Below are 22073 nucleotides of genomic sequence, written 5' to 3'. Positions count from 1 at the left end.
AAATAATGAATAACGAAACAGTAAGTTTGAATAAGGAAGAAACCAGCAAAACGATTCTAAGCTGGTCACATGATGTGCGGTGTTGTGAACGTTCGTTATGGATTCTTTTGGAACAAATGACCAGCATTGAAGAAGAAAGAGAACATGCTCTAATTACTTTAGTCGCCCAAACACTGGATAAACTAAACAAGAGCATCGCTGACTTCGACACCTATAAACTGTAAATAAAAAATAGATTAAAAAACCCCTTTTGGGGTGGGGAAAAACTCACCCTGAGGAAATGAAAATGCAAAACGCTATCGCGATTAATCAGCCAATAAAAACTCCTCAAATGCTGTTCGGTTCAGACAATATTAATGACTTTGGTAACCGCGTTCAGAGCTGCAGGATGGAAGGTGACTCAATGCAGCCAACCATCGAACCTTGTGAGGTAGTCGCTTTCGTTGATTGCGGTGGCCGTGCGCTTACCCCTGGCATTTATGTGTACACAATGGATGCTTTTGGTCGCCCATGTCTTTTCATTAAGAGAATTGAGCCATTAGCTGATGGCTCATTAAAAATCATATCTGATAACCATCATTACGAAACTTTCACCCTTAATACCGATGAACAGAAAGAAATAAAAATTCACGGTCGGGTAGTCGCGTCTTTGGCTGTGAGGCGCTTCGTATGACTTTCATCAAGGATAAATCGGCATATAGAACAGCATGCCTTTATGCGGCCTGCGGTTACGAGGTAATCGCTCGTCTTTATCTTAAAAAAGCATATGGCCGTTAATTATGGGTGTTTTAAAAAGACAGGATATTCAGGAAGTGAATATCAAAGCGGAGAAGTTGTCAGGCTTGACGCAAACATTATTTGAATATCACGACAAGTTAGACAGATTTCAACTTAAAACAATATGCGCTCTGGTTTATGACCTCGCCGCTGAGATTCAGGATGGACCGAAAAAGAAGAGGAAATAGTTATGGGTTTGGAGGAGGAAAAGCGCGATGGATAAATTAATCGACACATATCGACGCCGAATTTTAAAGGCAGCGTTATTACGCCACCAGCGAAAAACGGGCAGTAACTGCCTTGTTATTAAGCTCAATAAAGGCGGCATTAACACGGTCGAATTAACAGAGATTTTACTTGATGGATTATTACGAAAATTCGAAAGGCTTGCGTTCAGTGAGTACGGAAATGTCGATGGTGTAAAAGCCATCAGGGGAATTTACAGCGGCGCTGTTGATGTAAATGGCAGCGGTGAATTCCTTACGGATAGCGGAAAGGAGTTAATCGACGAGCTCATTTCTGAGCTGGTTGAGTTCGTCAAAAAACAAAAAGTGGAGGCTCCGAAAACGGAGGGTCATGAAATGGGGGGATCTTATGGCACTTACAGCGATACGAATTCCTGAGTGGGTTCACCTCAAAGCAGCACACGTTTTAAGCCAGTTCAGAGCAAGGCGCATACTCCCCTGCCGTATGCACGGCTCCGGTAATTTGAGCCTCAAGGTTAATCACCGCTGGCGGCTACTATCCCGCGATGGCGGCAAGAACTGGGAAGTAATGAGTCACGAACGATACAGCAAAGTTAAGGACCGGAAATGAACGATAAACGCACCGTAAGCACAATTGATCTGGCATTACAGAAGCACGATACGCCAGTTAGCCCGCTGTTCGTGGCAGTACGCAACGGTCGTATCAAAAAATGCTTCACGCGAGATACGGCGATCCGCTATCTGGCTTTCTTCATGACCACCGAGGCTTTTGAGCGTTCAGGTTTTCCGCAGCGTCACCCGAGGGTGCGTATTGATCGCGATGACAGGGAGGTATGGCGTGACGGGGAAACAAAGGTTGAGTATCTGGCCGCCCACCAGCGTTGTGTTCGCCGTCTGCGTCGCATCCTGGCGCGCAAGCGAGAAATGGAGAAATGGTGTGAGAAATGGGACGCGATGCATGACCGGTTCATTAAAGAGGTCGATGCACTTCAAGCCATCAAGCCTAAAGGAGTGTATTGATGATTGCTTCAGCTTTTACTCCGGAGCCGACATCAACAGGCATCCGTTTTGGTAACCGCGTCATTGGTTATTCCGTCGCTGTACGCCAGCTCGACAATGGCATCTATGACAAACGAATTCCGGATGGATTAGATCTGCTGGCTTGCGTGATGGAAGCGATTGAAAGCGGCTGGTTTACCCCGGGCATCGAGAAAGAAATCATCATTTGGCGCTGGATGCTTGTTGCCGTCTTCATTACCGAGGAGCAGGCAAAGAACGGCACGGTTGAGGTTGCCAACGATTCTGGAGGGTTTGACACCGCAGTTATCTACTCAGGACAACTCGGTTCAATCAGTGTTTATCCCGCGCCAGAGCGGTTTGCACTCGCAAGCCATGTGGAAGGGTTAGCCATTGAGAAATACGGTCAGGAAATCGGCCAGCAGATGGCGCTGCGCATGTACCGGGACATGTTAGATACGGACGCTGAGAACGGGCTTCGACTCTCAAAAATGGGCCGGGAGGGTTTCAATCTCCTGCATGACAGCTTCATTGAACAGATTCAGAAAGAAGGTATGCCTGACATGCCGGTTATGCACTGAGGAGGACGAAAATGAACACTGTAATGATCAACAACAAACAGCTGCTGGCAGTCGAGTATCGCGGTCAGCGCGTGGTGACGCTGGCGATGATTGATGAAGTCCACCAGCGACCGGAAGGAACCGCTCGTGCAGCATTCAACCGAAACCGTGAGCATTTCATCAACGGTGTGGATTATGCCGAATTAGGTGCGGACGTAATACGTACGGACCTCCCGGAAGGGACATTCTCTAAATTTGCACCGTCAGGGATTGTGCTTTTCGAATCAGGCTACCTGATGTTGACGAAGCCATTTAACGATGATCTTGCCTGGCAGGTTCAGCGCGAACTGGTTAACAGCTATTTCCGCACTCGCGCGCCGCTGACGGAAATCGAGATGATCGCCGCAATGGCCGCCGATGCCGTTCGCCAGCAGAAGCGCCTGAATCATGTTGAAGAGCAGATCGAAACGGTCACAGAAGCTGTGGAGAACATCAAACGCGGGACCATGCGCGCCGGATATGTCGGTTACCGCCAGGTGGTAGCCAAAAGCGGTATGAGTGACGCCAAGTGCCGGAATTTGGTCAATGCCTACCGCATCCCGACAGACACGCACGAATTTATGACTCCAGACGGGCTGTTGTCACGTAGGGCTATTGTCGAACTGGAGCCGTTTATGGCCGCATTTCGCCAGATGATGTCAGAAGCTGAACCTCGTGGCACCCGCTGGTATCACCCTAAAATGGGCCTGTTCCAGGCGATTGGGTGGGAGGGTTAAGAATGCACAAATTCTTCGTGGAGACAGACAACCTGAACACTATCAGCGATTGCCTGCAGCAGCTTGTTAACGCAGAAGAAGCGCAGCTCAGTATTGAAGAGCAACTGGCGAAATCGAACAGCAGCAGTGAATGGAGTACATGGCGCAAAAAGGCAGAGAACGCTCTGCGGCTGATCAAAGGGAAGCGTCGCATCATCACAGCCCGTCTGGCAGTCCTGCGTCATGAGGAAAAAGAACGCAACATAGATCTGCACCAGCAGCACAACGACTTCCTGGTTCAGGCTCTGCGCGAAATTGTAACGCCCTCCTCTTTTGCGCGTTGCGTGCGTCTGGCTAAAGAGAAAATGGAGGAGATCCATGCAAACCAGTGCTGAAATCGTTCTTCTGGTGCCGAATGACTGGGTTAGCGAAAAGGTTCTGATTGCGGTTACCGGGCTCAAGCCCGGAACCATCACCCGCGCCAGAAAAGAATCCTGGATGCTGGGCCGCGAGTACCTGCACATTTCACCAGATGGTAATCCCAAGCCTTCGAGCGAATGCATGTACAACAGGAAAGCCGTTGATCAGTGGATCGAGGCGCAGAAAAAAAATCAACCAGGTGCGAAGACAGCATGAAAAGCAGTACACTCGTCCACGCTCCTGGACGTCAGGAGGGATCAATGGCTAATGCATCATACCCGACAGGCGTCGAAAACCACGGCGGTTCGCTCCGCATCTGGTTTCTGTATAAAGGTAAACGTGTCAGGGAAAACCTCGGTGTCCCTGACACTGCAAAAAATCGCAAGATAGCTGGTGAGCTGCGTTCTTCGGTTTGTTTTGCGATAAGGATGGGGAATTTTAACTATGCAGAAAAATTCCCAAACTCACCGAACCTTGCCCGGTTCGGTCAGGATAGAAAGGAAATTACTGTGCTGGAGCTTACCGAAAGATGGTCAGAGCTGAAGAGAATGGAGATCAGCTCTAATACCATGAGTAGGTACGAATCCATCATAAAAAACATGCTTCCGCGCATCGGCGAAAATAAAATGGTTTCTGCGGTTACCACTGAAGATTTGCTGTATGTCAGGAAGGAGTTGCTGACGGGCTTCCATGTAATGAAGAAGGATCACCGGACACAGGTAAAAGGCCGGAAGTCTTCCACGGTGAATAATTACATGATGCTGATGGCCGAGATCTTCCAGTTTGGAGCTGATAACGGCTACGCAAAGGAAAACCCGTTTAGCGGAATTAACCGTCTCAGGAAGGCAAAAGACGAACCAGATCCACTCACGACAGACGAGTTCATCAGGTTCATTCAGGCATGCGGCCACCAGCAGATGCGAAATCTCTGGACCGTCGCCGTTTATACCGGAATGAGGCATGGGGAATTATGTGGTCTTGCATGGGAAGACATCGATCTCACCGCGGGAACCATTACGGTTAAGCGTAACCTTACCCAAACGTATGAGTTCACCCTGCCAAAAACCGAGGCAGGCACTGACAGGGTGATTTATCTCATACAACCAGCTATTGATGCCCTCAGGAATCAGGCCCAACTGACGCGCCTTGGCCGGCAGCATGAGGTTGAAGTGAATTTGCGTGAATATGGCCAGTCAGTCATACATCCATGCACTTTCGTTTTCAGCCCTCAATGCGTCAAGCGTGGGTCCAGAAGAGGATATCATTATGCGGTTAATTCGATTAATAAAATTTGGGCCCCGATAATCAAGCGCGCCGGCATTCGTTACCGCAATGCTTACCAGTCACGGCATACCTATGCGTGCTGGTCATTATCAGCTGGTGCAAACCCAAACTTTATAGCAACTCAAATGGGGCATACCGATGCACAGATGGTTTACAAGGTGTATGGAAAGTGGATGTCAGAGAAGAGCGGCGAACAGGTTACTCTGCTCAACAAGGCGCTTTCACACATTGCCCCATCGCTGCCCCAAAGCATGATAGTAGCGCAGTAGAAAACCTTAAATTCAAGTGGTTAGCAGCCCTGTTGCTACATTTGTATAACACGGGGCACAAAATGCCCTCGACCATAAAGAGCGCTTATGTTGTGATCGGGGTTCAATAAATCACTAAACAAGGTATACTCCGGAGTTGTTTATTGTACTAAACGCTCCTGTGAGAGGATGCTACTGCGCACCTATGACTCGATTCGCTTCTCCTGTTCTGCATACGTTGCTGGATACCGACGCGTATAAACTGCACATGCAGCAAGCCGTTTTCCACCATTACTATGATGTTGATGTTGCGGCGGAATTCCGCTGCCGTGGCGACGACTTGCTCGGTATCTACGCAGATTCCATTCGTGAACAGGTCGATGCTATGCAGCATCTGACGTTGCAGGACGACGAATATCAGTGGCTTTCTGGCCTGCCTTTCTTTAAAGCGGACTATCTGAACTGGCTGCGCGACTTCCGTTATAAGCCAGAGCAGGTCACCGTCACGAATGATAACGGCAAGCTGGATATTCGCCTTGAAGGCCCATGGCGTGAAGTGATCATGTGGGAAGTTCCGCTGCTGGCCGTGATCAGCGAGCTGGCTCACCGCTACCGTTCGCCGGAAACCGGGGTGACTCAGGCACTGGCCGCGCTGGAAAACAAACTCGCAGGGTTTGCCACCCTGACGGATGGGCTGGATATGTCCCGCTTCCGTCTGATGGACTTTGGCACACGTCGCCGTTTCTCCCGCGACGTTCAGCAGGCCATTGTTCAGCGTCTGCAGCAAGAGTCGTGGTTCGTGGGCACCAGTAATTACGATCTGGCACGTCGTCTGAACCTGACACCCATGGGTACCCAGGCACACGAATGGTTCCAGGCACATCAGCAGATCAGCCCTGATCTGGCCAACAGTCAACGCGCCGCACTGGCCGCGTGGCTTGACGAGTATCCGAATCAACTCGGCATCGCCCTGACCGACTGCATCACCATGGATGCGTTCCTGCGTGATTTCGGCCCTGAGTTCGCTGAGCGTTACCAGGGGTTACGTCATGACTCCGGGGATCCGGTTGAATGGGGTGAGAAGGCGATCGCGCATTACGAAAAACTCGGCATCGACCCGATGAGCAAGGTGCTGGTCTTCTCCGACAACCTCGATCTCGCGAAAGCGGTTGAACTCTATCGCCATTTCAGTACCCGAGTGAACCTGAGCTTCGGGATTGGCACCCGTTTAACCTGCGACATCCCTCAGGTAAAACCGCTGAATATCGTGATAAAACTGGTGGAATGTAACGGCAAGCCGGTAGCCAAGCTCTCCGATAGCCCGGGTAAAACCATCTGTCATGACAAAGCGTTTGTCCGCGCGTTACGCAAAGCTTTTGATCTCCCTCAGGTCAAAAAAGCCAGTTAAGCGCTTAAGGGAGCCAAATGGCTCCCTACTTCTTATTTATTTCTTAATTCTTCTCTTTTGACTGCGAAATTTACTTGTCTGATAGCGGATGGCAGGTAACATAGATATCCGCCCATTTGGGTGGACAAGTGTTTATTTTTTCCGACTATTAACAGAGAGAATATTATGAGCGTTGTGCCTGTAGCCGACGTACTCCAGGGCCGTGTCGCCGAAGACCTAGAAGTCACCGTGCGCGGATGGGTGCGTACCCGCCGAGATTCTAAAGCTGGCATCTCCTTCCTTGCCGTCTATGACGGTTCCTGCTTTGATCCTGTACAGGCCGTCATTAATAATTCTCTGCCCAATTACAATGATGACGTTCTGCACCTGACAACCGGTTGTTCCGTAATTGTTACCGGCGTGGTTGTCGCATCACCGGGCCAGGGTCAGAGTTTCGAAATTCAGGCCACTGCCGTTGAAGTAACTGGCTGGGTTGAAGATCCTGATACCTACCCGATGGCCGCAAAACGTCACAGCATCGAATATCTGCGTGAAGTGGCTCACCTGCGCCCACGCACCAACCTGATTGGTGCGGTGGCCCGTGTCCGCCACACGCTGGCGCAGGCACTGCATCGCTTCTTCGATGAGCAGGGTTATTTCTGGGTATCTACCCCGCTGATCACCGCCTCCGATACCGAAGGCGCTGGCGAGATGTTCCGCGTTTCTACGCTGGATCTGGAAAACCTGCCGCGCACGCCGGAAGGTAAAGTGGACTTTGACAAAGACTTCTTTGGTAAAGAAGCCTTCCTGACGGTATCCGGCCAGCTCAACGGCGAAACCTACGCCTGTGCGCTGTCTAAAATCTATACCTTCGGCCCAACCTTCCGTGCGGAAAACTCCAACACCAGCCGTCACCTGGCAGAATTCTGGATGCTGGAGCCTGAAGTTGCTTTCGCAGATTTGAACGATGTCGCTGGCCTGGCGGAAGCCATGCTCAAGTACGTCTTCAAAGCGGTACTGGAAGAACGTGCTGATGATATGAAATTCTTCGCTGAGCGTGTCGATAACGAAGCGATTGCACGTCTGGAGCGCTTTGTTTCCTCCGACTTTGCCCAGGTGGATTACACTGATGCGGTCGCTATTCTCGAGAAATGTGGTGAGAAGTTTGAGAACCCGGTTTACTGGGGCGTGGATCTCTCTTCCGAGCATGAGCGTTACCTGGCTGAGAAGCACTTCAAAGCACCGGTTGTTGTGAAAAACTACCCGAAAGACATTAAGGCGTTCTATATGCGCCTTAACGAAGACGGTAAAACCGTTGCCGCAATGGACGTACTGGCGCCGGGCATTGGTGAAATTATCGGTGGTTCCCAGCGTGAAGAGCGTCTGGATGTGCTGGATGCGCGCATGCAAGAGATGGGGCTCAATCCGGCGGATTACAGCTGGTATCGCGATCTGCGCCGTTACGGTACTGTGCCACACTCAGGCTTTGGTCTGGGCTTCGAACGTCTGATCGCCTACGTCACAGGTGTTCAGAACGTACGTGACGTTATTCCGTTCCCACGTACGCCGCGTAATGCCAGCTTCTAAGTAACCAAAATCATAATGGCCAGCATTTGCTGGCCATTATTTTATTCTGCTCTGTCAATTTTCATCAGCGAAAAGTAAGCACCTTTCAACTTTGACCCCGTCACAACCACTACTTGTTACGTTTTGTTTCCACGAAATATCTACGAACAAAAAATAAACCCTATTCTTATTGCGATTATTTAATCCTCAAGCGATAGCACAAATTTCAACCAAAATCACAGCCATCCAGAAGTCCTTTTTGGGTCATAAGAAAAAATGAGTCGTTGAAGGTGCGCGTATACGAATTGCCTTTATCTAAATTAATTATAAGGAATTCATATATATAGTAATATTCTTGCCGTTTAATTCGCCAGGTCTTTCTGAAATTTGAGGTGGTTCACAAAGTTCCGAAAAATACACATTCAGTTACATATAATTTCTTTTTGTTACTCAATCTTGAAAACTGTAGCACTTTCAGGCTAGCGAAACGCTTCTATGAATGGAAAGATGCCTGACAGATACATAAAGACACCAAACTCTCATCAATAGTTCCGGAAATATTTATTGACGGAATTTATTGGCGGCAGTGGCGAGTGTCATAAAAAAACCAATGAGGGTAATAAATAATGATGAAGCGCAATATTCTGGCAGTGGTAGTCCCTGCCCTGCTGGTAGCCGGTGCAGCTAACGCTGCAGAAATCTATAACAAAGACTCTAATAAACTGGATCTGTACGGGAAAGCAGTTGGTCTGCATTACTTCTCTGATGATGACAGCAACGATGGCGACCAGACCTATGCTCGTCTGGGCTTCAAAGGCGAAACCAAAATCAACGACCAGCTGACCGGCTATGGTCAGTGGGAATACAACTTCCAGGGTAACAACTCTGAAGGCGCCGATGCTCAGACAGGTAACAAAACCCGTCTGGCGTTCGCAGGTCTGAAATTCGGTGATGCAGGTTCCTTCGACTACGGCCGTAACTATGGCCTGGTTTATGATGCAATCGGCATCACCGATATGCTGCCAGAGTTCGGTGGCGACACTGGCAAAAGCGATAACTTCTTCTCCAGCCGTAATGGTGGTCTGGCGACTTACCGTAACAGCGGCTTCTTCGGCCTGGTTGACGGTCTGAACTTTGGCGTTCAGTACCTGGGCAAAAATGAGCGTACTGAAGCAGTACGTTCTAACGGCGATGGCTGGGCAACCTCTCTGAGCTATGATTTCGATGGCTTCGGCATCGTCGGTGCTTACGGCGCAGCTGACCGTACCAACAACCAGCAGACTCTGGCCTGGGGTAAAGGCGATAAGGCTGAGCAGTGGGCAACTGGCCTGAAGTATGACGCAAACAATATTTACCTGGCAGCGTTGTACGGCGAAATGCACAACGCCGCGCGTTTGAGCAGCAAAGGTTTCGCTAACAAATCTCAGGACTTCTCTGTTGTCGCTCAGTATCAGTTCGACTTCGGTCTGCGTCCATCCATCGCTTACTACAAATCTAAAGCGAAAGACGTAGAAGGCATTGGTGATGAAGATTTCATCAACTACATCGACATCGGCGCGACTTACTACTTCAACAAAAACATGTCCACCTATGTTGACTACCAGATCAACCAGCTGAAAGATGACAACAAACTGGGCATCAGCAATGATGACATCGTAGCACTGGGTCTCGTTTACCAGTTCTAATCAGTACACCACTTTGTTATATGCTTAATGAACAGGGCTTCGGCCCTGTTTTTTTATGCCTGACAGAAAATAATGGCGACTTTTGAAAAGCCGCACGCTTTTCGTCGCAAACGGTTGGCATTTTGTAAATCTACCGTTAACCTGATAGCGGATTTCACTTCTGTAATCACAATGGAACTTCGTCATGTTTGAGAACATTACCGCCGCTCCTGCCGACCCTATTCTGGGCCTGGCCGATCTGTTTCGTGCCGACGACCGCCCTGGCAAAATCAACCTGGGTATTGGTGTATATAAAGATGAAACCGGCAAAACCCCGGTACTGACCAGCGTAAAAAAAGCTGAGCAGTATCTGCTGGAAAATGAAACCACCAAGAACTACCTCGGTATTGATGGTATCCCTGAGTTTGGTCGTTGCACGCAGGAGCTGCTGTTCGGTAAAGGTAGTACAATTGTGAGCGACAAACGCGCGCGCACAGCACAAACGCCTGGCGGTACCGGCGCACTGCGCGTGGCGGCGGATTTCCTTGCAAAAAATACCGCTGTTAAGCGCGTATGGGTAAGCAACCCAAGCTGGCCGAACCATAAGAGCGTCTTTAACTCTGCGGGTCTGGAAGTGCGCGAATATGCCTACTACGACGCCGCAAACCATGCTCTGGACTTCGACGGTCTGCTGGCGAGCCTGAGTGAAGCCCAGGCGGGCGACGTGGTACTGTTCCACGGCTGCTGCCACAACCCAACCGGCATTGATCCGACGCTTGAACAGTGGGAACAACTGGCGAAACTGTCTGTCGAAAAAGGCTGGCTGCCGCTGTTTGACTTCGCTTACCAGGGCTTCGCCCGTGGTCTGGAAGAAGACGCTGAAGGTCTGCGCGCTTTCGCAGCCGTCCATCAGGAACTGATCGTTGCTAGCTCCTACTCTAAGAACTTTGGCCTGTACAATGAGCGTGTTGGTGCCTGCACGCTGGTCGCAGCAAACGAAGAGACTGCCGATCGTGCGTTCAGCCAGATGAAATCAGTTATCCGCGCTAACTACTCTAACCCACCAGCACACGGTGCCTCTGTCGTTGCCACCATCCTGAGCAACGATGCGCTCCGCGCGATTTGGGAGCAAGAGCTCAACGATATGCGTCAGCGTATTCAGCGCATGCGCCTGCTGTTTGTGAACACCCTGGCAGAGAAAGGTGCAGACCGTGATTTCAGCTTTATTACTAAGCAGAACGGTATGTTCTCTTTCAGTGGCCTGACCAAAGAACAGGTTCTGCGTCTGCGTGAAGAGTTTGGCGTGTACGCCGTGGCCTCTGGCCGCGTGAACGTTGCAGGTATGACCCCTGACAACATGGCGCCACTGTGCGAAGCGATTGTCGCCGTACTGTAATGTAATTAGCGCCCACAAAAAAGCCTGCACTATGCAGGCTTTTTTTATTATCCGGATTTACCAGACAGGCATTTCATCCTGAAGGAAGGGGTTATGCACCCGCTCGTAGCCCAGCGTCGACATCGGGCCGTGTCCAGGGATAAACGTCACGTCATCACCCAGTGGCAATAACTTCTGTTTAATCGACTGGATCAGCTGTCCGTGGTCGCCACGCGGGAAATCGCTGCGTCCTACGCCACCTTTGAAGATCACATCGCCGGAAATCAGCAGACGGGACTGGTCATCAAAGAAGACAATATGGCCTGGCGTATGCCCAGGACAATGCAACACCTGTAAAGTCACATTCCCTACGTTCACACGCTCTCCTTCGTTTAACCAGCGATCGGGCGTCAATGGCTGACACTCATCGAGGCCAAACATGCGGCTTTGGGCTGGCAAACCCTGCAGCCAGAACTCATCTTCTTTTTCCGGACCGATCACCGGCACTCCATAGTGCTGTGCCAGCTCCGCCGCTGCGCCGACATGGTCAAGGTGACCATGCGTCAGTAAAATCTGCATCAGCGTCACACCGCTTTCTGCAACTTCCTGTTTGATCTTCTCAGCGTCACCGCCGGGATCGACAAGCGCGGCCAGTTTGGTTTGCTCACACCAGATCAATGAACAATTCTGGGAGAACGCCGTAACCGGAATAATACGATAGTTCATACTGCTCCTGTGTTTCGTTATTACCAGTGCCGAACTGGACCGGTATCAATATGCACAAAGTTACTACTTGGGTAATATCCTACACCACCTGCGCGCATAGATAACGCAGCTTTGCGAATATTGGCTAACGAAACGCCTTCAATATGGAAATCCATTGCCTGTCCCCTGGTGTGATAGCTTTTTTTCGCTACCCCACGGCTGCGGGCGCGCAATTCATTATTGGTATCAATGGAACGATAACCCGAAATGAGTTGCACCGGCTTGCTGGTACCCAGCAGGCCCTGAAGGCGGAACAACTGGTCAAATAATCCTGGGTCGATGGCTTTTACTTTATTCGCGCGGAAATCACGGAAAAAATGGTTAAGTCTTGCTAATTCATCCTGAATATAGCCTCTGCCATCGAAGAATTCCGCTTTTAGCGACTCACCAGTATGCAGATTGTTGAGCGTTAAAATACGCGGACGAGGTGTCGAGAGGGTGGCAAATGCTGGCGTCGGCAGGATGGCCGCTGCGCCGAGCGCAACGCCACCTAACGCCAGCAGTTTGCGGCGATTAGCGTCAAATTTGTCCATGATAATCAGGTCTACAGGTCAAAGAAATCGTAATATGCTTAGCGCACGAAGGGCACCTTAACTGGCAAAGCCGACGACGTCAAGGCACCCAACCCCAGCAAACACGCGGCTTCCAGCCATATCGCCACGTATTTGCCCTAACTTACGACAACCTATTTTCCCGAACTGCTTCATTTACCTGATTAATTGTTCAGCTTTTGGCAAAATTTGTGCGCCGGATCGCGCCGTGAGATCATAATTGTAAATATCTGTACGATACTGGGTACGTCCATCTTCGCCAACAAACGCCGTCAGATAGTAAAGATTGACCGGTATATTGTGTCGAATGTTAACGTAACGGGTGTCCCCCTGCTTGAGGGCATCGGAAATCCGCGTGTCGTTCCAGCCCGCATCCTGCAACAGCATATTCGCCAGTTCCGATGCCTTATTCACACGAACGCAGCCTGAGCTGAGCGCACGGGCATCTTTCTGGAACAGGTTATGGTTCGGCGTATCATGCAGATAGATAGCATCCGAACTTGGCATGTTGAATTTATAGCGCCCCAGCGAGTTATGCGCACCCGGTGCCTGCTGGAAACGGAATGGCAGGTTCGACGGCGTAATTGTTGACCAGTCAACCATCCACGGATCGATCGTCTCTTTGCTGTTCCAGCCGCGGATCACCGTATAGTTATGACGCTCCAGATAGCCAGGATCGTTCCAGACCTTAGGCAGAATATCCTTGCGCGCCAGCGTCGGCGGCACGTTCCACGGCGGGTTTACCACTACGTTATTCAGGGCGCTGCTCATCATTGGCGTTTTACGGTCAGGACGTCCGACAATCACACGCGACGCCAGCACCTCGCTACCGTTCTGATAATAAACCAGCGAATACGCTGGAATATTCACCATAATCCCGGTCGACAGTGTTCCCGGCAGAAGACGTAAGCGCTGGATATTTAGCGCCAGCACCCCAGCACGCTGGGCAGGCGAGACGTTCAGCCAGTCGCGGGTGGATGGACCGATCACCCCGTCTGCGCCCAGCCCCTGCGCGGCCTGGAACTGCTTAACCGCCGCGACCAGTTCGCGATCGTAGGCGGCGGGTTTGTTGCTCTGTGCAACGGCCTTTTTCTCTTTTACCGGGGCCGACGGGCTGACGACCGCGCTTTGCGTATCGTCGCCGGGCAGCGCAATCTTAGGACCGCTTTCGAGAATGCCGGAGCGTTTCATAATTTCGCGGATCGCCGGGACATCGCTGCTCCACTGTCCCGGACGAAGCGTGGTTGTGCCACGCACCTGAGGCCACGGGCGGGAATCGGCAACCAGCTCAAGCAGCGACTGATGCATGGTGGCATACTGCGGATGGGCCGGTGCCAGGCTTGCGATAAAGCGCGGCAGGTCACCGTTGTCCAGCGCCAGTTGCCACTGGTTAATGACCGACAGCGCAGGCGTCGCCAGCTTGTATGTTTTTTGACTGTATAACCAGCGGTTGCCATTGACCGGAATGCCCGCCACGAACTGGAGGTAGCCCATCATGGCATCAGACAGCACCACATCACGCGCCTGACCGGTAACGGCTGGATCGGTGAGGAGTTCAACCCAGGTGGTGAATTGCGGCTGAAAACCTGCAATGGCGACTTCCGCCAGCTGCTGCTGGAAAGCGCGCACGGCGTCCCGGTTTTCCCACATCGGCTTCATATCACGCGCGGCATAAAGCAGCGTAAGCTGGTTAATGTAGGCAGGCGTGTATCCTGCTGGAAGCCCGGTTAGAAGCTGCTGGCGGAGCGCGCCGGTGTCGATACCTTCGGGTAGCGGTCTGATACCCGCTAAAATGGCCGTCGCCGGAGATTGATCCAGCGGTTGTGACAGCGACGTCGGCTGCGCACCCATCGTCGCGGAACTGTCTGACGGTACAACTTCAGGCTCATCGGCCTGAGCGCTTAACAGTGGAGCAAACATCACCGCCAGACAAAAACTCAACGCTGACAGCTGATGACCACGATTTTTCTTTAGCAACATCCCTTGCCCCCTGTTTTCTCACGACATGCCCATCACACTGGGGCTTTTATTCATTATAGGAAGGCACAAACGCAGTTGCCTTACCTTATGTAAAGAAGTTTAAAGATAACGCAGCCGTAAGCATAAGTTAAGCGTAAAAAAAAGCGGCGCTAATGCGCCGCACTTTGTAACAACACGCCTCAGGAGGCGTCTGCTGTGCCCGGTAAGGACTCCGGCGGCTGCGGAGCAAAGCCACGCAGGCCTACAACATGAACGTGCTCGCTGTTCTGGAACACTTTACGCACCAGTTTATAGGTTGTGCCTTTTTCCGGACTAATATTTTCCGGTGCCGCAATGATGAGCTGCATATCCAGACGTTCGCAGAGCTCAAACAGCGTGGCGATGGAGCGGGCATCCAGACGCGCTGCCTCATCAAGGAACAGCAGACGGCATGGGGAAATATCTTTGCCGCGCAGACGACGCGCTTCATCTTCCCAGCTCTGCACCACCATCACCAGAATCGACATCCCGGTACCGATAGCTTCACCGGTCGACAGTGCCCCGGATTCCGCACGCAGCCAGCCGTCTGAACCACGGTTAACCTCAACTTCCATCTCCAGGTAGTTACGGTAATCCAGCAGCTCTTCACCGATGGTTTGCGGCGTACGTTGCCCCATATCAATCTGCGGATTCAGACGCTGATACAGCTTCGCCAGCGCTTCAGAGAAGGTCAGACGGTTGCTGTTAAACAGATCCTGATGCTGTTCATGCTGCTCAGAGAGCACATCCAGCAGCGTAGAGTGCGCTTCACGGACGTTTACATTCAGACGTACGCTGTTCACCTGACCAAACGATACGCTCTGCAGACCCTGGTTCAGCTGGCGAATACGGTTCTGCTCGCGCTGAATGGTCTTGCGGATGATGTTCGCCACGCTACGGGAGCTGATAGCCAGCTTCTGTTCACGGGAGGTCAGCTCTTCCGTCAGGCGCCCCAGTTCAATTTCCATCTGTTCAATGGCTTCGACCGGATCGTCGGTACGGATGATGTCCTGACGAATACGCTCACGCAGATGCTGGTATACCGCCACGAAGAACTGAATTTTACGCTCAGGACGCTTCGGATCTTCAGACATACGCAGCACATCGCGCAGATGTTCGTTATCGGCCACCGCCAGACGCAGCGCACCCAACGCCTTATCCGACATGGATCGCAGTTCATCCGCAGAGAGGTACGCCAGTTCACGACGATGCAGACGGCGTTCAACATTATTGTCTTTCACCAGGCGCATCACCGCGCACCAGCCTGCCTTCGCAGATACCACCTGCTCGCGCATTTCATGGTAGTCGCGCTCCAGCTTGCGCAGGCGGCGGGTCAGGTTATCCATCTCCGCTTCACAGAAGGTCAGCGCTTTTTCCAGCTGATTACGACGCGCACGGTTATTGCTCAGCTGGGCATGCAGCTCATCACGACGAACACGCGCCCGCTCTTCTGCCCCGCTGTCGGCACGGACGCCGATGTCCTGCAGCTCTTTTTGCAGATCGTTTAACAGCTCTTTCTTGGTATCAAAGGAGCTTTTTAGCGAGGCCAGAACCTGGTTGTACTGGTTCAACTGGGCCGCGTGGCTACGCATCGCTTCACGGGCACGCGTACGTTCCGCTTCAGCCTGCTCAAGGCGCTGGCGTAATTTCTCGTTCAGATCGCTGTTACCGCTCAGCATTTCCGCCGAGTCAGAGTAGCCGAAGTGAGCGCGACGCTGCACCACTTCCGTCAGGGCAAACGCCTGCTGGCGTGCTTCACGCTGCACCTGCTGGGACCAGGCATAATCTTCTTTTAGCTGCTCAAACTGCTCTGGATCGCTCTGAAGCACCGAAACGACCGGCTCCAGCTTCGCCAGCTGATTACCGTGTTGCTGAACGAAGCGTGCGGCTTCCTGCGCTTCATCCAGACGTTCCTGGATTTCATCCACACGGTCAGCCAGCGTATCGTCCGCCAGCAGATTCAGACGCGGCAGAATGCGGTTCAGGGCAGCAACGCCCTCTTTCGCCTGTTCAAACTGAACGCGGCTCTGCTGGTTGTCATTTTCATGGCTGGCAATTGCGCGCTCAAGCTCGCCACGGCGGGTGTTGAGCTTGCGAATTTCCGCTTCCGGGTCAGCCTCAAAGGCCACTCCCAGATGGCTACCGATAAAGCGGCTAAATGCCTGATGCAGGCGCTGGGTTTTCTGCACGTCAAACGACAACGTCGCAAAACGTTCAGACAGTGTTTCACGCTCAGCGTGCAGGCTCTCAATACGACTTTCACGCGCGGCGCGGCCAAACAGAGGAAGTTCCGGGAAGCGCGAGTAACGCCACTGACGGTCAGCGATTTTCACCACTACCGCTTTTTCCAGCTCGTCAACGCTGAACACGCTGTCATCGAACGATTGCGGATCCCCTTCGATCAGATAGAGATCTTCCGGGCAATCTTCCAGCCCTTCGAGCTGTTCGGCAATCAGAGACAGATCCGGCACCACAATCGCGTTACGCGACGGGCCATACAGCGCGGAGAAGTACGGTGCATCGTCCAGACCCACGTCATCATAAATTTCTGACAGCAGTACGCCACCGAAACGCTCCGCCAGCGTATTCAGGCGTGCATCTTCCGCACCGCCCGGCTGGCTTAAGCGTTCAATCTCTTCGTCAACCTCGCGCTTGCGCGCGCCAACTTCATCACGCTCAACAATCGCCTCGCGCTCGCGCTCAAGCAGCTGTTGCAGATATTCGGTCACTTCCTGGCTGGATTCGAACGTTTCACCGCACTGTTCGCTGAGCTGGTTCAGGCTGCTTTGCGCCGCCAGCCAGACGGGTGCGCGTTGCAACAGCGTCTGCGAGCGGGACTGGAGCTGCTCCAGCTCCTGACGCAGCGTCATCCGCTGTTCGCTGGCGCTGGATACCGTATCGGAAAGAGCGGCGATACGGGCTTCAAGCTCCTGGTGCAGAGCCTCGAGATCGTCAATATCGTAATGTTTACCCTGACGCTTACAGAACTCGGCCAGCAGACGCTCGGCCTCCTGCTGCTCGCGCAGACGCTGTTCCAGCTCGTTCAGACGCATACGCAGCGGTTGCACCTGTTCGGCCAGATGACGCTGGTTGACGCCGTCGCGCAGCAACTCGCGAGCTACGTCCCACGCTTCGTTTCGCGCCAGCGGGCCGTTAATCGCCACCACCAGCTGATAAGCTTGTTCAAACTGGCTGTGCGCGGTCTGCGCGACGCTCATTTTCTGTTCCAGGGAGAGCAGTTTTTCCGTGGCTTCCTGCTCTTTCGCCTGGAAGGTGTCCAGCCATTCGTCGGCGCTGTCCGGCGTCAGGTCAGGCAGATGGCATAGCTCTTTCGCACGCTGCAATGCCTGCAGGGCCTGGTTGTACTGAATCGCTCGCGTCTGCTGCACGTCCAGCGCCTGCTGGTAATCGGCGAGCTGGCTTTTCAGTTCATCCACTTCCAGTTCGGCGGCTTCGGCACGCGCTTCGTTCTCTTCCTGCATGTCGGCGGCTTCGGCCACCACTTCGTTTTGCTCTTCGAGACGAATTTGCAGTTCATCGAGATCGGCTTCGTAGCGCTCGATTTTTTCCTGCTGGCGCAGCGCGGTCTGAACCAGGTTCAGGTGATCGCTGGCGGCCTGATAATCGGCTTCCAGATCGCCCTCAGCCCCGTTGTGTTCGCCCAGTTCACGGGCCATTTCAACGTGCTTATACTGCTCAGCCACCAGCTGTTTACGGGAGGTGAACAGCTCGCGGCGGTACTCTAATGCCTGATCGAGATGCACGCGGCGCTCGTTGGCGTGACGCATATAATCCGCCGCCACATAGTTGGTGGCTTCACTGATCAGGTGTTTAAACAGATCGCGGTCAGACTGGGTAACGCGAATCGCTTCCAGCGTCATGCGGTTTTCACGCAGCGCGGCTTCCATGTCCTGGAAGGCCTTACGCACGCCGCTGTTTTCCGGCAACAGGTAGTCGCGCAGGGAGCGGGTAATGGCGCTGGAGATCCCGCCGTACAGGGAGGCTTCAATCAGACGGTAATATTTGCTGCGGTCGGATGCGGTACGCAGACGACGCGCCACCACGCCCAGATCGAACATCAGGGAGTGGTAATCGGTAATTGAGTTGAACTGCTTGAACTGCACGCCTTCGATAGCTTCGAGCTTGTCTTTCAGCTCCTGCAGCGTGAGTACGCGCGCCTGGCGCTCATTGAGCGTTTCCGTCAGCAGCGCCGTTGGCTGCATTGAGGTTGGCAGGCCCTGAATCGCGAACGGCTTGATATCCACTTTTCGATCGCGACCGGCGACCTGCTGCAGATGCACGCCCACCACCACACGCTGGTGACGGGAGTTGATCACATCCAGCACCGAATAACAGACGCCAGCTTTGAGCTTACCGTGCAGGCCTTTATCGCGGGAGCCGCTTGTCGCGCCCGCTTCGGTGGTGTTACGGAAGTGCAGCAGCGTCAAATCAGGGATCAGCGCCGTCACAAAGGCCGCCATGGTGGTGGATTTACCCGCACCGTTACCGCCGGAGAGCGTTGTCACCAGCTCATCGAGATCAAAGGTTCGGGCAAAGAAACCGTTCCAGTTAATCAGCGTTAGTGAGCGAAATTTACCGCGTTCAATCATTACTCTTCCTCCCCGCTATCCGGCTGATTGTCTTCAGGCTCGTCATTGAGCTGCAAATGGTTTTCCACCGGCATCGCCTCACCGTCGCGGATCATACGAAGCTGCGCTTCACGCGCGTCGTCGCCCGCACGCACGTCGGCACCGAAGCGGAAAACAGATTCCGTAATGCGGAATTTGCTGCTGTCGTGGCCCATAAACCAGACCATCCCCAGACGACGCAGACGGTTCAGAGAAGAGCGAACTTTTTCCTGCAATTTCTGACGATCGAGATCCGACCCCGTTGAACGGTTGTTCACAAGCTTCAGCAGCTTGCTTTCGTCGGCCAGCGTCAACAGCTCATCGTAAAGCTCCTGCTGGGTGAAGATCCCTTCATTTGCCAGACGTTCCGGGCTGAGGTAGAGGTAGCACAGAATTTTGCCGACCATCATATCCAGCTCGGAAAGCACGGAGCGCGGAATAAGCGTGGTGGAACGCGGACGCAGGTAGAAGAAACCTTCCGGCGCGCGGATAAGCTCAACGTTATAGCGTGCGTAAAACTCTTCCAGATACTCCTGGAAGTCCATCAAAAAGGCGTGATTATCCAGCTCGTCGAGGCCAATATGACGACCGGCACGCAGCTGGCTGTCCAGCGCCGGAAATAACGGATTCGCCAGCGCCTGTGCCAGCTTTAATGGCATCACTTGTTCAATATTTGTCAATGACATGCGCCTGTACCTTGGCTCCGTAATCGTTAATCGGCTGCCACTTCGGCGGCAGTCCGGTGAAATCTGCTTGCGCGATACCCAGGCGAACCGCCTGGTCTACCACAATGCGGGCAACGTCGAAGTGGCGCGCGCGAGGATATTGCGCCAGATAGTCGCGCACCACGAGACCAAGATCCAGCGGAACCTGTCTGGTTTTGTAGACAGCGAGCTGTTCTTCGATCATGGCCGCAAGTTGCTCACGAATTTCGTTAAATTCTTCGTATTCCAGATCCGGTGGCAGCTCACCGGTTACCTCTTCATCACGCAGCGCCATCTCTTCGTCACGCATATCGAGCAGACGATCGGCATTGGCGTAGGTTAGCGCCCACGGCGCATCGAAGTAGGTTTGAACAGACTGACGCAGACGCTGAGCAAAGACGCGGTTTTTATCCATATCGATAGCGGTACGGATAAATTTATGTACATGACGATCGTAACCGATCCACAGGTCAATCGATTGCTGGCCCCAGCTAATGATGCGATCGAGCTTGCTCTGCAAATCAAAGACCAGACGGTCGATAAAATGCAGATCGTCATGTGCCATAGTCGCATCCTGAATGCGCAGTAGGTTGGCCTGGAGCTTATCGCCTGCGGCCTCCAGCGTATCCTGCAGTTCACGCAGCGTGCCGGAAGTTTCCGACAGCAGCAGTTCACAGCTGGAGATGGCCGCACGCCAGTCTTTATTCAGCAGCTGCGCGATATCATCTTTCACCTGCTGCTGCTGTTCGTCCATCAGACGCTGGGTCAGATCGATACTGTCAAAAATCTCCGCTACCGAATATTTCAGCGGCGCGTAGACGTTGCGGTGCCAGTGGAATTCATCACCGTTTTCATCCGCGGCATCGGCTGCACGCTTGAGTTCACCCGCCACAATCGAGAGCTGCATGGAAAGACGCAGCGTGGAAAACTCACGCTGGCGGATGTAGTAATCGGTAATGCCGATGCCCAGTGGCGTCAGTCGATAAATGGCGTTACCTTCCGCCTGCTCGCTGGTAAAGCGGTTCAGCAGACGTTGACGCACCATATCGTTGATTGCGTTGTTGGCACGCACGCTAATGGTTTCGCTGGTTTGCTCAAACGCATCACTCACATGGCGGAACGCATCCACCAGTTCACCCTCGCTCATTTCGCCATCGAGCCGTTCGCCGTTCAGCGTGGCAACCGCCAGCAGGAAAGAGAGTCTGTCTACCGGCAGCGAGATGGAGAAATCATTTTTCCTGGCCCAGGCAACCAGTTCGGGGACTGTCTGGGAAAATTCACTCATAGGTTATCCTTGCATCTGCGGCTTGTGCGCGGTGACGTGAATATAGCGGCCAAGACTGATAAACGGTTCCTGACGGCAATACCGCGTTTCTAATTCTGTTAAGGTGTCAAAACAGTCACGCTGTTTGTGTTTTTCACGCAGATAATCATGAAACACCCTGACGCCCGTCTTCCCGGTTATCTGCCAGCCAATCTCTTCCAGCCAGCCGTAAACCTGCTGGGGATCGCGCGGATAGTCCGGGGAAAGCGTGCGCTTTTTCTTTTTCGGCATTCCGACCTGAACATAGTCGAAGTTGCCCGCAACCATGTTGTGCATCAGGAAGCCGTTAGCATTGTAGAACATCAGCGACAGCGTACCGCCCGGGCGTAGCATCGACCACAGGGTTTGTAACACGCTTAACGGATCGGCTACCCATTCCAGCACCGCATGAAACAATATCAGATCAACCTGGGTTTCCAAATGCTGTGCGATGTCCTGAGCGGCGCATTGTACAAAATGCATGTTGTCGCTCACACCTTTCTCCTCTGCTGCACGCGTGGCACGCGCAACCATCTCAGCAGAAAGATCGCAAAGTGTGACGTGATGACCGCGCTCAGCCATTTTTATGGCCGTCTGCCCTTCACCGCCTCCGGCGTCAAGCACGCGCAACGTTTGACCGCCATACGTGGCCAGAATGGTGTCCAGATCCTGCCAGAGGATCGTCTGACGTAACTGCCCTTTTGTGGTGCCGTATATGTTGCGCGAAAACTTTTCCGCGATGTCATCAAAATTGCGATCCCGCATTGGGAGAGTTCCACTCGCTAACTGCAAAACCGCTATTTTGTCACACCCGCGCGGAGAATGAACCTCTCTGGTGTAATATCACGGGTATTCGCCTGCTATA

At 52.7% G+C, this 22073-nt stretch carries 21 protein-coding genes; 14 read left to right on the top strand and 7 right to left on the bottom strand.

Annotated elements, in window-relative coordinates:
• Window positions 1-5 precede the first annotated feature (5 nt).
• The 14 genes from M8370_RS03625 to M8370_RS03560 all read left to right on the top strand — a co-directional run bounded on the left by M8370_RS03625 (window position 6) and on the right by M8370_RS03560 (window position 11280).
• Entirely contained in the window at window positions 6-224 is a 219-nt protein-coding gene (locus M8370_RS03625; protein WP_088728345.1) for a hypothetical protein, read from the top strand.
• A 62-nt stretch (window positions 225-286) separates the two neighbouring features.
• Window positions 287-673, top strand: coding sequence for a S24 family peptidase (locus M8370_RS03620; RefSeq protein WP_057059447.1), 387 nt, complete (start codon window positions 287-289; stop codon window positions 671-673).
• A 319-nt stretch (window positions 674-992) separates the two neighbouring features.
• Window positions 993-1400 carry a hypothetical protein gene (locus tag M8370_RS03615; protein ID WP_250020496.1) on the top strand — a complete coding sequence of 136 codons (408 nt, stop codon included), beginning with the start codon at window positions 993-995 and terminating at the stop codon, window positions 1398-1400.
• Window positions 1354-1593 (top strand): ParE family toxin-like protein, encoded by a 240-nt coding sequence (locus M8370_RS23570; protein ID WP_502799543.1) that lies wholly within the window; start codon window positions 1354-1356, stop codon window positions 1591-1593. The genes M8370_RS03615 and M8370_RS23570 overlap by 47 nt, the downstream gene beginning before the upstream one ends.
• Entirely contained in the window at window positions 1590-2003 is a 414-nt protein-coding gene (locus M8370_RS03605) for a hypothetical protein (protein ID WP_250020494.1), read from the top strand. Before M8370_RS23570 ends, M8370_RS03605 begins: the two co-directional genes overlap by 4 nt.
• On the top strand, window positions 2003-2581 hold the full coding sequence (locus M8370_RS03600) for a DUF5375 family protein (RefSeq protein ID WP_044596884.1): 579 nt from the start codon (window positions 2003-2005) through the stop codon (window positions 2579-2581). The genes M8370_RS03605 and M8370_RS03600 overlap by 1 nt, the downstream gene beginning before the upstream one ends.
• 11 nt (window positions 2582-2592) lie before the next feature.
• Complete coding sequence (locus M8370_RS03595) at window positions 2593-3336, top strand: ORF6N domain-containing protein (RefSeq protein WP_250020493.1); 744 nt, start codon at window positions 2593-2595, stop codon at window positions 3334-3336.
• A gap of 2 nt (window positions 3337-3338) precedes the next feature.
• Complete coding sequence (locus tag M8370_RS03590; protein ID WP_062939324.1) at window positions 3339-3710, top strand: hypothetical protein; 372 nt, start codon at window positions 3339-3341, stop codon at window positions 3708-3710.
• Window positions 3694-3951 carry an excisionase family protein gene (locus M8370_RS03585; protein WP_013097283.1) on the top strand — a complete coding sequence of 86 codons (258 nt, stop codon included), beginning with the start codon at window positions 3694-3696 and terminating at the stop codon, window positions 3949-3951. The genes M8370_RS03590 and M8370_RS03585 overlap by 17 nt, the downstream gene beginning before the upstream one ends.
• Window positions 3952-3995: 44 nt before the next feature.
• Window positions 3996-5288 (top strand): tyrosine-type recombinase/integrase, encoded by a 1293-nt coding sequence (locus M8370_RS03580; RefSeq protein WP_044596886.1) that lies wholly within the window; start codon window positions 3996-3998, stop codon window positions 5286-5288.
• A 184-nt stretch (window positions 5289-5472) separates the two neighbouring features.
• The gene (pncB, locus tag M8370_RS03575; protein WP_029882976.1) at window positions 5473-6675 is read left to right on the top strand and encodes a nicotinate phosphoribosyltransferase; all 1203 of its coding nucleotides are present in this window, start codon (window positions 5473-5475) and stop codon (window positions 6673-6675) included.
• A 165-nt stretch (window positions 6676-6840) separates the two neighbouring features.
• Window positions 6841-8241: an asparagine--tRNA ligase gene (gene asnS / locus M8370_RS03570; RefSeq protein ID WP_029882977.1), complete on the top strand. Its 1401-nt coding sequence runs from the start codon at window positions 6841-6843 to the stop codon at window positions 8239-8241.
• Between the two features lie 605 nt (window positions 8242-8846).
• Window positions 8847-9905, top strand: a complete 1059-nt coding sequence (gene ompF, locus M8370_RS03565; protein WP_045295736.1) for a porin OmpF — start codon at window positions 8847-8849, stop codon at window positions 9903-9905.
• A gap of 184 nt (window positions 9906-10089) precedes the next feature.
• Window positions 10090-11280: an amino acid aminotransferase gene (locus M8370_RS03560; RefSeq protein WP_029882979.1), complete on the top strand. Its 1191-nt coding sequence runs from the start codon at window positions 10090-10092 to the stop codon at window positions 11278-11280.
• 57 nt (window positions 11281-11337) lie between these two features.
• Here M8370_RS03560 and M8370_RS03555 read toward each other — a convergent pair whose 3' ends face one another.
• The 7 genes from M8370_RS03555 to cmoM form a co-directional block, all read right to left on the bottom strand.
• Entirely contained in the window at window positions 11338-11985 is a 648-nt protein-coding gene (locus M8370_RS03555; RefSeq protein WP_013097289.1) for an MBL fold metallo-hydrolase, read from the bottom strand.
• A gap of 20 nt (window positions 11986-12005) precedes the next feature.
• On the bottom strand, window positions 12006-12557 hold the full coding sequence (gene mepK / locus M8370_RS03550; protein ID WP_013097290.1) for a peptidoglycan L,D-endopeptidase MepK: 552 nt from the start codon (window positions 12555-12557) through the stop codon (window positions 12006-12008).
• Between the two features lie 174 nt (window positions 12558-12731).
• Window positions 12732-14555 (bottom strand): L,D-transpeptidase, encoded by a 1824-nt coding sequence (gene ldtD, locus M8370_RS03545; protein WP_250020492.1) that lies wholly within the window; start codon window positions 14553-14555, stop codon window positions 12732-12734.
• Window positions 14556-14734: 179 nt separating this feature from the next.
• Window positions 14735-19183, bottom strand: a complete 4449-nt coding sequence (mukB, locus tag M8370_RS03540) for a chromosome partition protein MukB (RefSeq protein WP_250020491.1) — start codon at window positions 19181-19183, stop codon at window positions 14735-14737.
• Window positions 19183-19887 carry a chromosome partition protein MukE gene (mukE, locus tag M8370_RS03535; protein WP_013097294.1) on the bottom strand — a complete coding sequence of 235 codons (705 nt, stop codon included), beginning with the start codon at window positions 19885-19887 and terminating at the stop codon, window positions 19183-19185. The genes mukB and mukE overlap by 1 nt, the downstream gene beginning before the upstream one ends.
• A complete protein-coding gene (gene mukF / locus M8370_RS03530) occupies window positions 19868-21190 on the bottom strand; it encodes a chromosome partition protein MukF (RefSeq protein ID WP_013097295.1) in 1323 nt (440 codons plus the stop codon). The genes mukE and mukF overlap by 20 nt, the downstream gene beginning before the upstream one ends.
• Before the next feature lie 3 nt (window positions 21191-21193).
• On the bottom strand, window positions 21194-21973 hold the full coding sequence (gene cmoM / locus M8370_RS03525) for a tRNA uridine 5-oxyacetic acid(34) methyltransferase CmoM (RefSeq protein ID WP_013097296.1): 780 nt from the start codon (window positions 21971-21973) through the stop codon (window positions 21194-21196).
• Window positions 21974-22073: the final 100 nt, after the last annotated feature.

This window comes from Enterobacter cloacae complex sp. OE43NF, assembly GCF_023544405.1.
Taxonomy (GTDB): domain Bacteria; phylum Pseudomonadota; class Gammaproteobacteria; order Enterobacterales; family Enterobacteriaceae; genus Enterobacter; species Enterobacter cloacae.
The sequence above is the reverse complement of the archived record's forward strand: the minus strand, read 5'-3'. Positions and strand labels throughout refer to the sequence as shown.

Excerpts from the sequence above, each read along its gene's own strand:
- M8370_RS03555 (WP_013097289.1), bottom strand. The coding sequence starts at position 11,985 with ATGAACTATCGTATTATTCCGGTTACGGCGTTCTCCCAGAATTGTTCA.
- mukB (WP_250020491.1), bottom strand. The coding sequence starts at position 19,183 with ATGATTGAACGCGGTAAATTTCGCTCACTAACGCTGATTAACTGGAAC.
- M8370_RS03620 (WP_057059447.1), top strand. The coding sequence starts at position 287 with ATGCAAAACGCTATCGCGATTAATCAGCCAATAAAAACTCCTCAAATG.
- mukE (WP_013097294.1), bottom strand. The coding sequence starts at position 19,887 with ATGTCATTGACAAATATTGAACAAGTGATGCCATTAAAGCTGGCACAG.
- M8370_RS03615 (WP_250020496.1), top strand. The coding sequence starts at position 993 with ATGGATAAATTAATCGACACATATCGACGCCGAATTTTAAAGGCAGCG.
- M8370_RS03595 (WP_250020493.1), top strand. The coding sequence starts at position 2,593 with ATGAACACTGTAATGATCAACAACAAACAGCTGCTGGCAGTCGAGTAT.
- M8370_RS03585 (WP_013097283.1), top strand. The coding sequence starts at position 3,694 with ATGCAAACCAGTGCTGAAATCGTTCTTCTGGTGCCGAATGACTGGGTT.
- mepK (WP_013097290.1), bottom strand. The coding sequence starts at position 12,557 with ATGGACAAATTTGACGCTAATCGCCGCAAACTGCTGGCGTTAGGTGGC.
- M8370_RS03580 (WP_044596886.1), top strand. The coding sequence starts at position 3,996 with ATGGCTAATGCATCATACCCGACAGGCGTCGAAAACCACGGCGGTTCG.
- M8370_RS03600 (WP_044596884.1), top strand. The coding sequence starts at position 2,003 with ATGATTGCTTCAGCTTTTACTCCGGAGCCGACATCAACAGGCATCCGT.
- ompF (WP_045295736.1), top strand. The coding sequence starts at position 8,847 with ATGATGAAGCGCAATATTCTGGCAGTGGTAGTCCCTGCCCTGCTGGTA.
- M8370_RS03590 (WP_062939324.1), top strand. The coding sequence starts at position 3,339 with ATGCACAAATTCTTCGTGGAGACAGACAACCTGAACACTATCAGCGAT.
- ldtD (WP_250020492.1), bottom strand. The coding sequence starts at position 14,555 with ATGTTGCTAAAGAAAAATCGTGGTCATCAGCTGTCAGCGTTGAGTTTT.
- M8370_RS23570 (WP_502799543.1), top strand. The coding sequence starts at position 1,354 with ATGAAATGGGGGGATCTTATGGCACTTACAGCGATACGAATTCCTGAG.
- M8370_RS03605 (WP_250020494.1), top strand. The coding sequence starts at position 1,590 with ATGAACGATAAACGCACCGTAAGCACAATTGATCTGGCATTACAGAAG.
- pncB (WP_029882976.1), top strand. The coding sequence starts at position 5,473 with ATGACTCGATTCGCTTCTCCTGTTCTGCATACGTTGCTGGATACCGAC.
- M8370_RS03560 (WP_029882979.1), top strand. The coding sequence starts at position 10,090 with ATGTTTGAGAACATTACCGCCGCTCCTGCCGACCCTATTCTGGGCCTG.
- cmoM (WP_013097296.1), bottom strand. The coding sequence starts at position 21,973 with ATGCGGGATCGCAATTTTGATGACATCGCGGAAAAGTTTTCGCGCAAC.
- M8370_RS03625 (WP_088728345.1), top strand. The coding sequence starts at position 6 with ATGAATAACGAAACAGTAAGTTTGAATAAGGAAGAAACCAGCAAAACG.
- asnS (WP_029882977.1), top strand. The coding sequence starts at position 6,841 with ATGAGCGTTGTGCCTGTAGCCGACGTACTCCAGGGCCGTGTCGCCGAA.
- mukF (WP_013097295.1), bottom strand. The coding sequence starts at position 21,190 with ATGAGTGAATTTTCCCAGACAGTCCCCGAACTGGTTGCCTGGGCCAGG.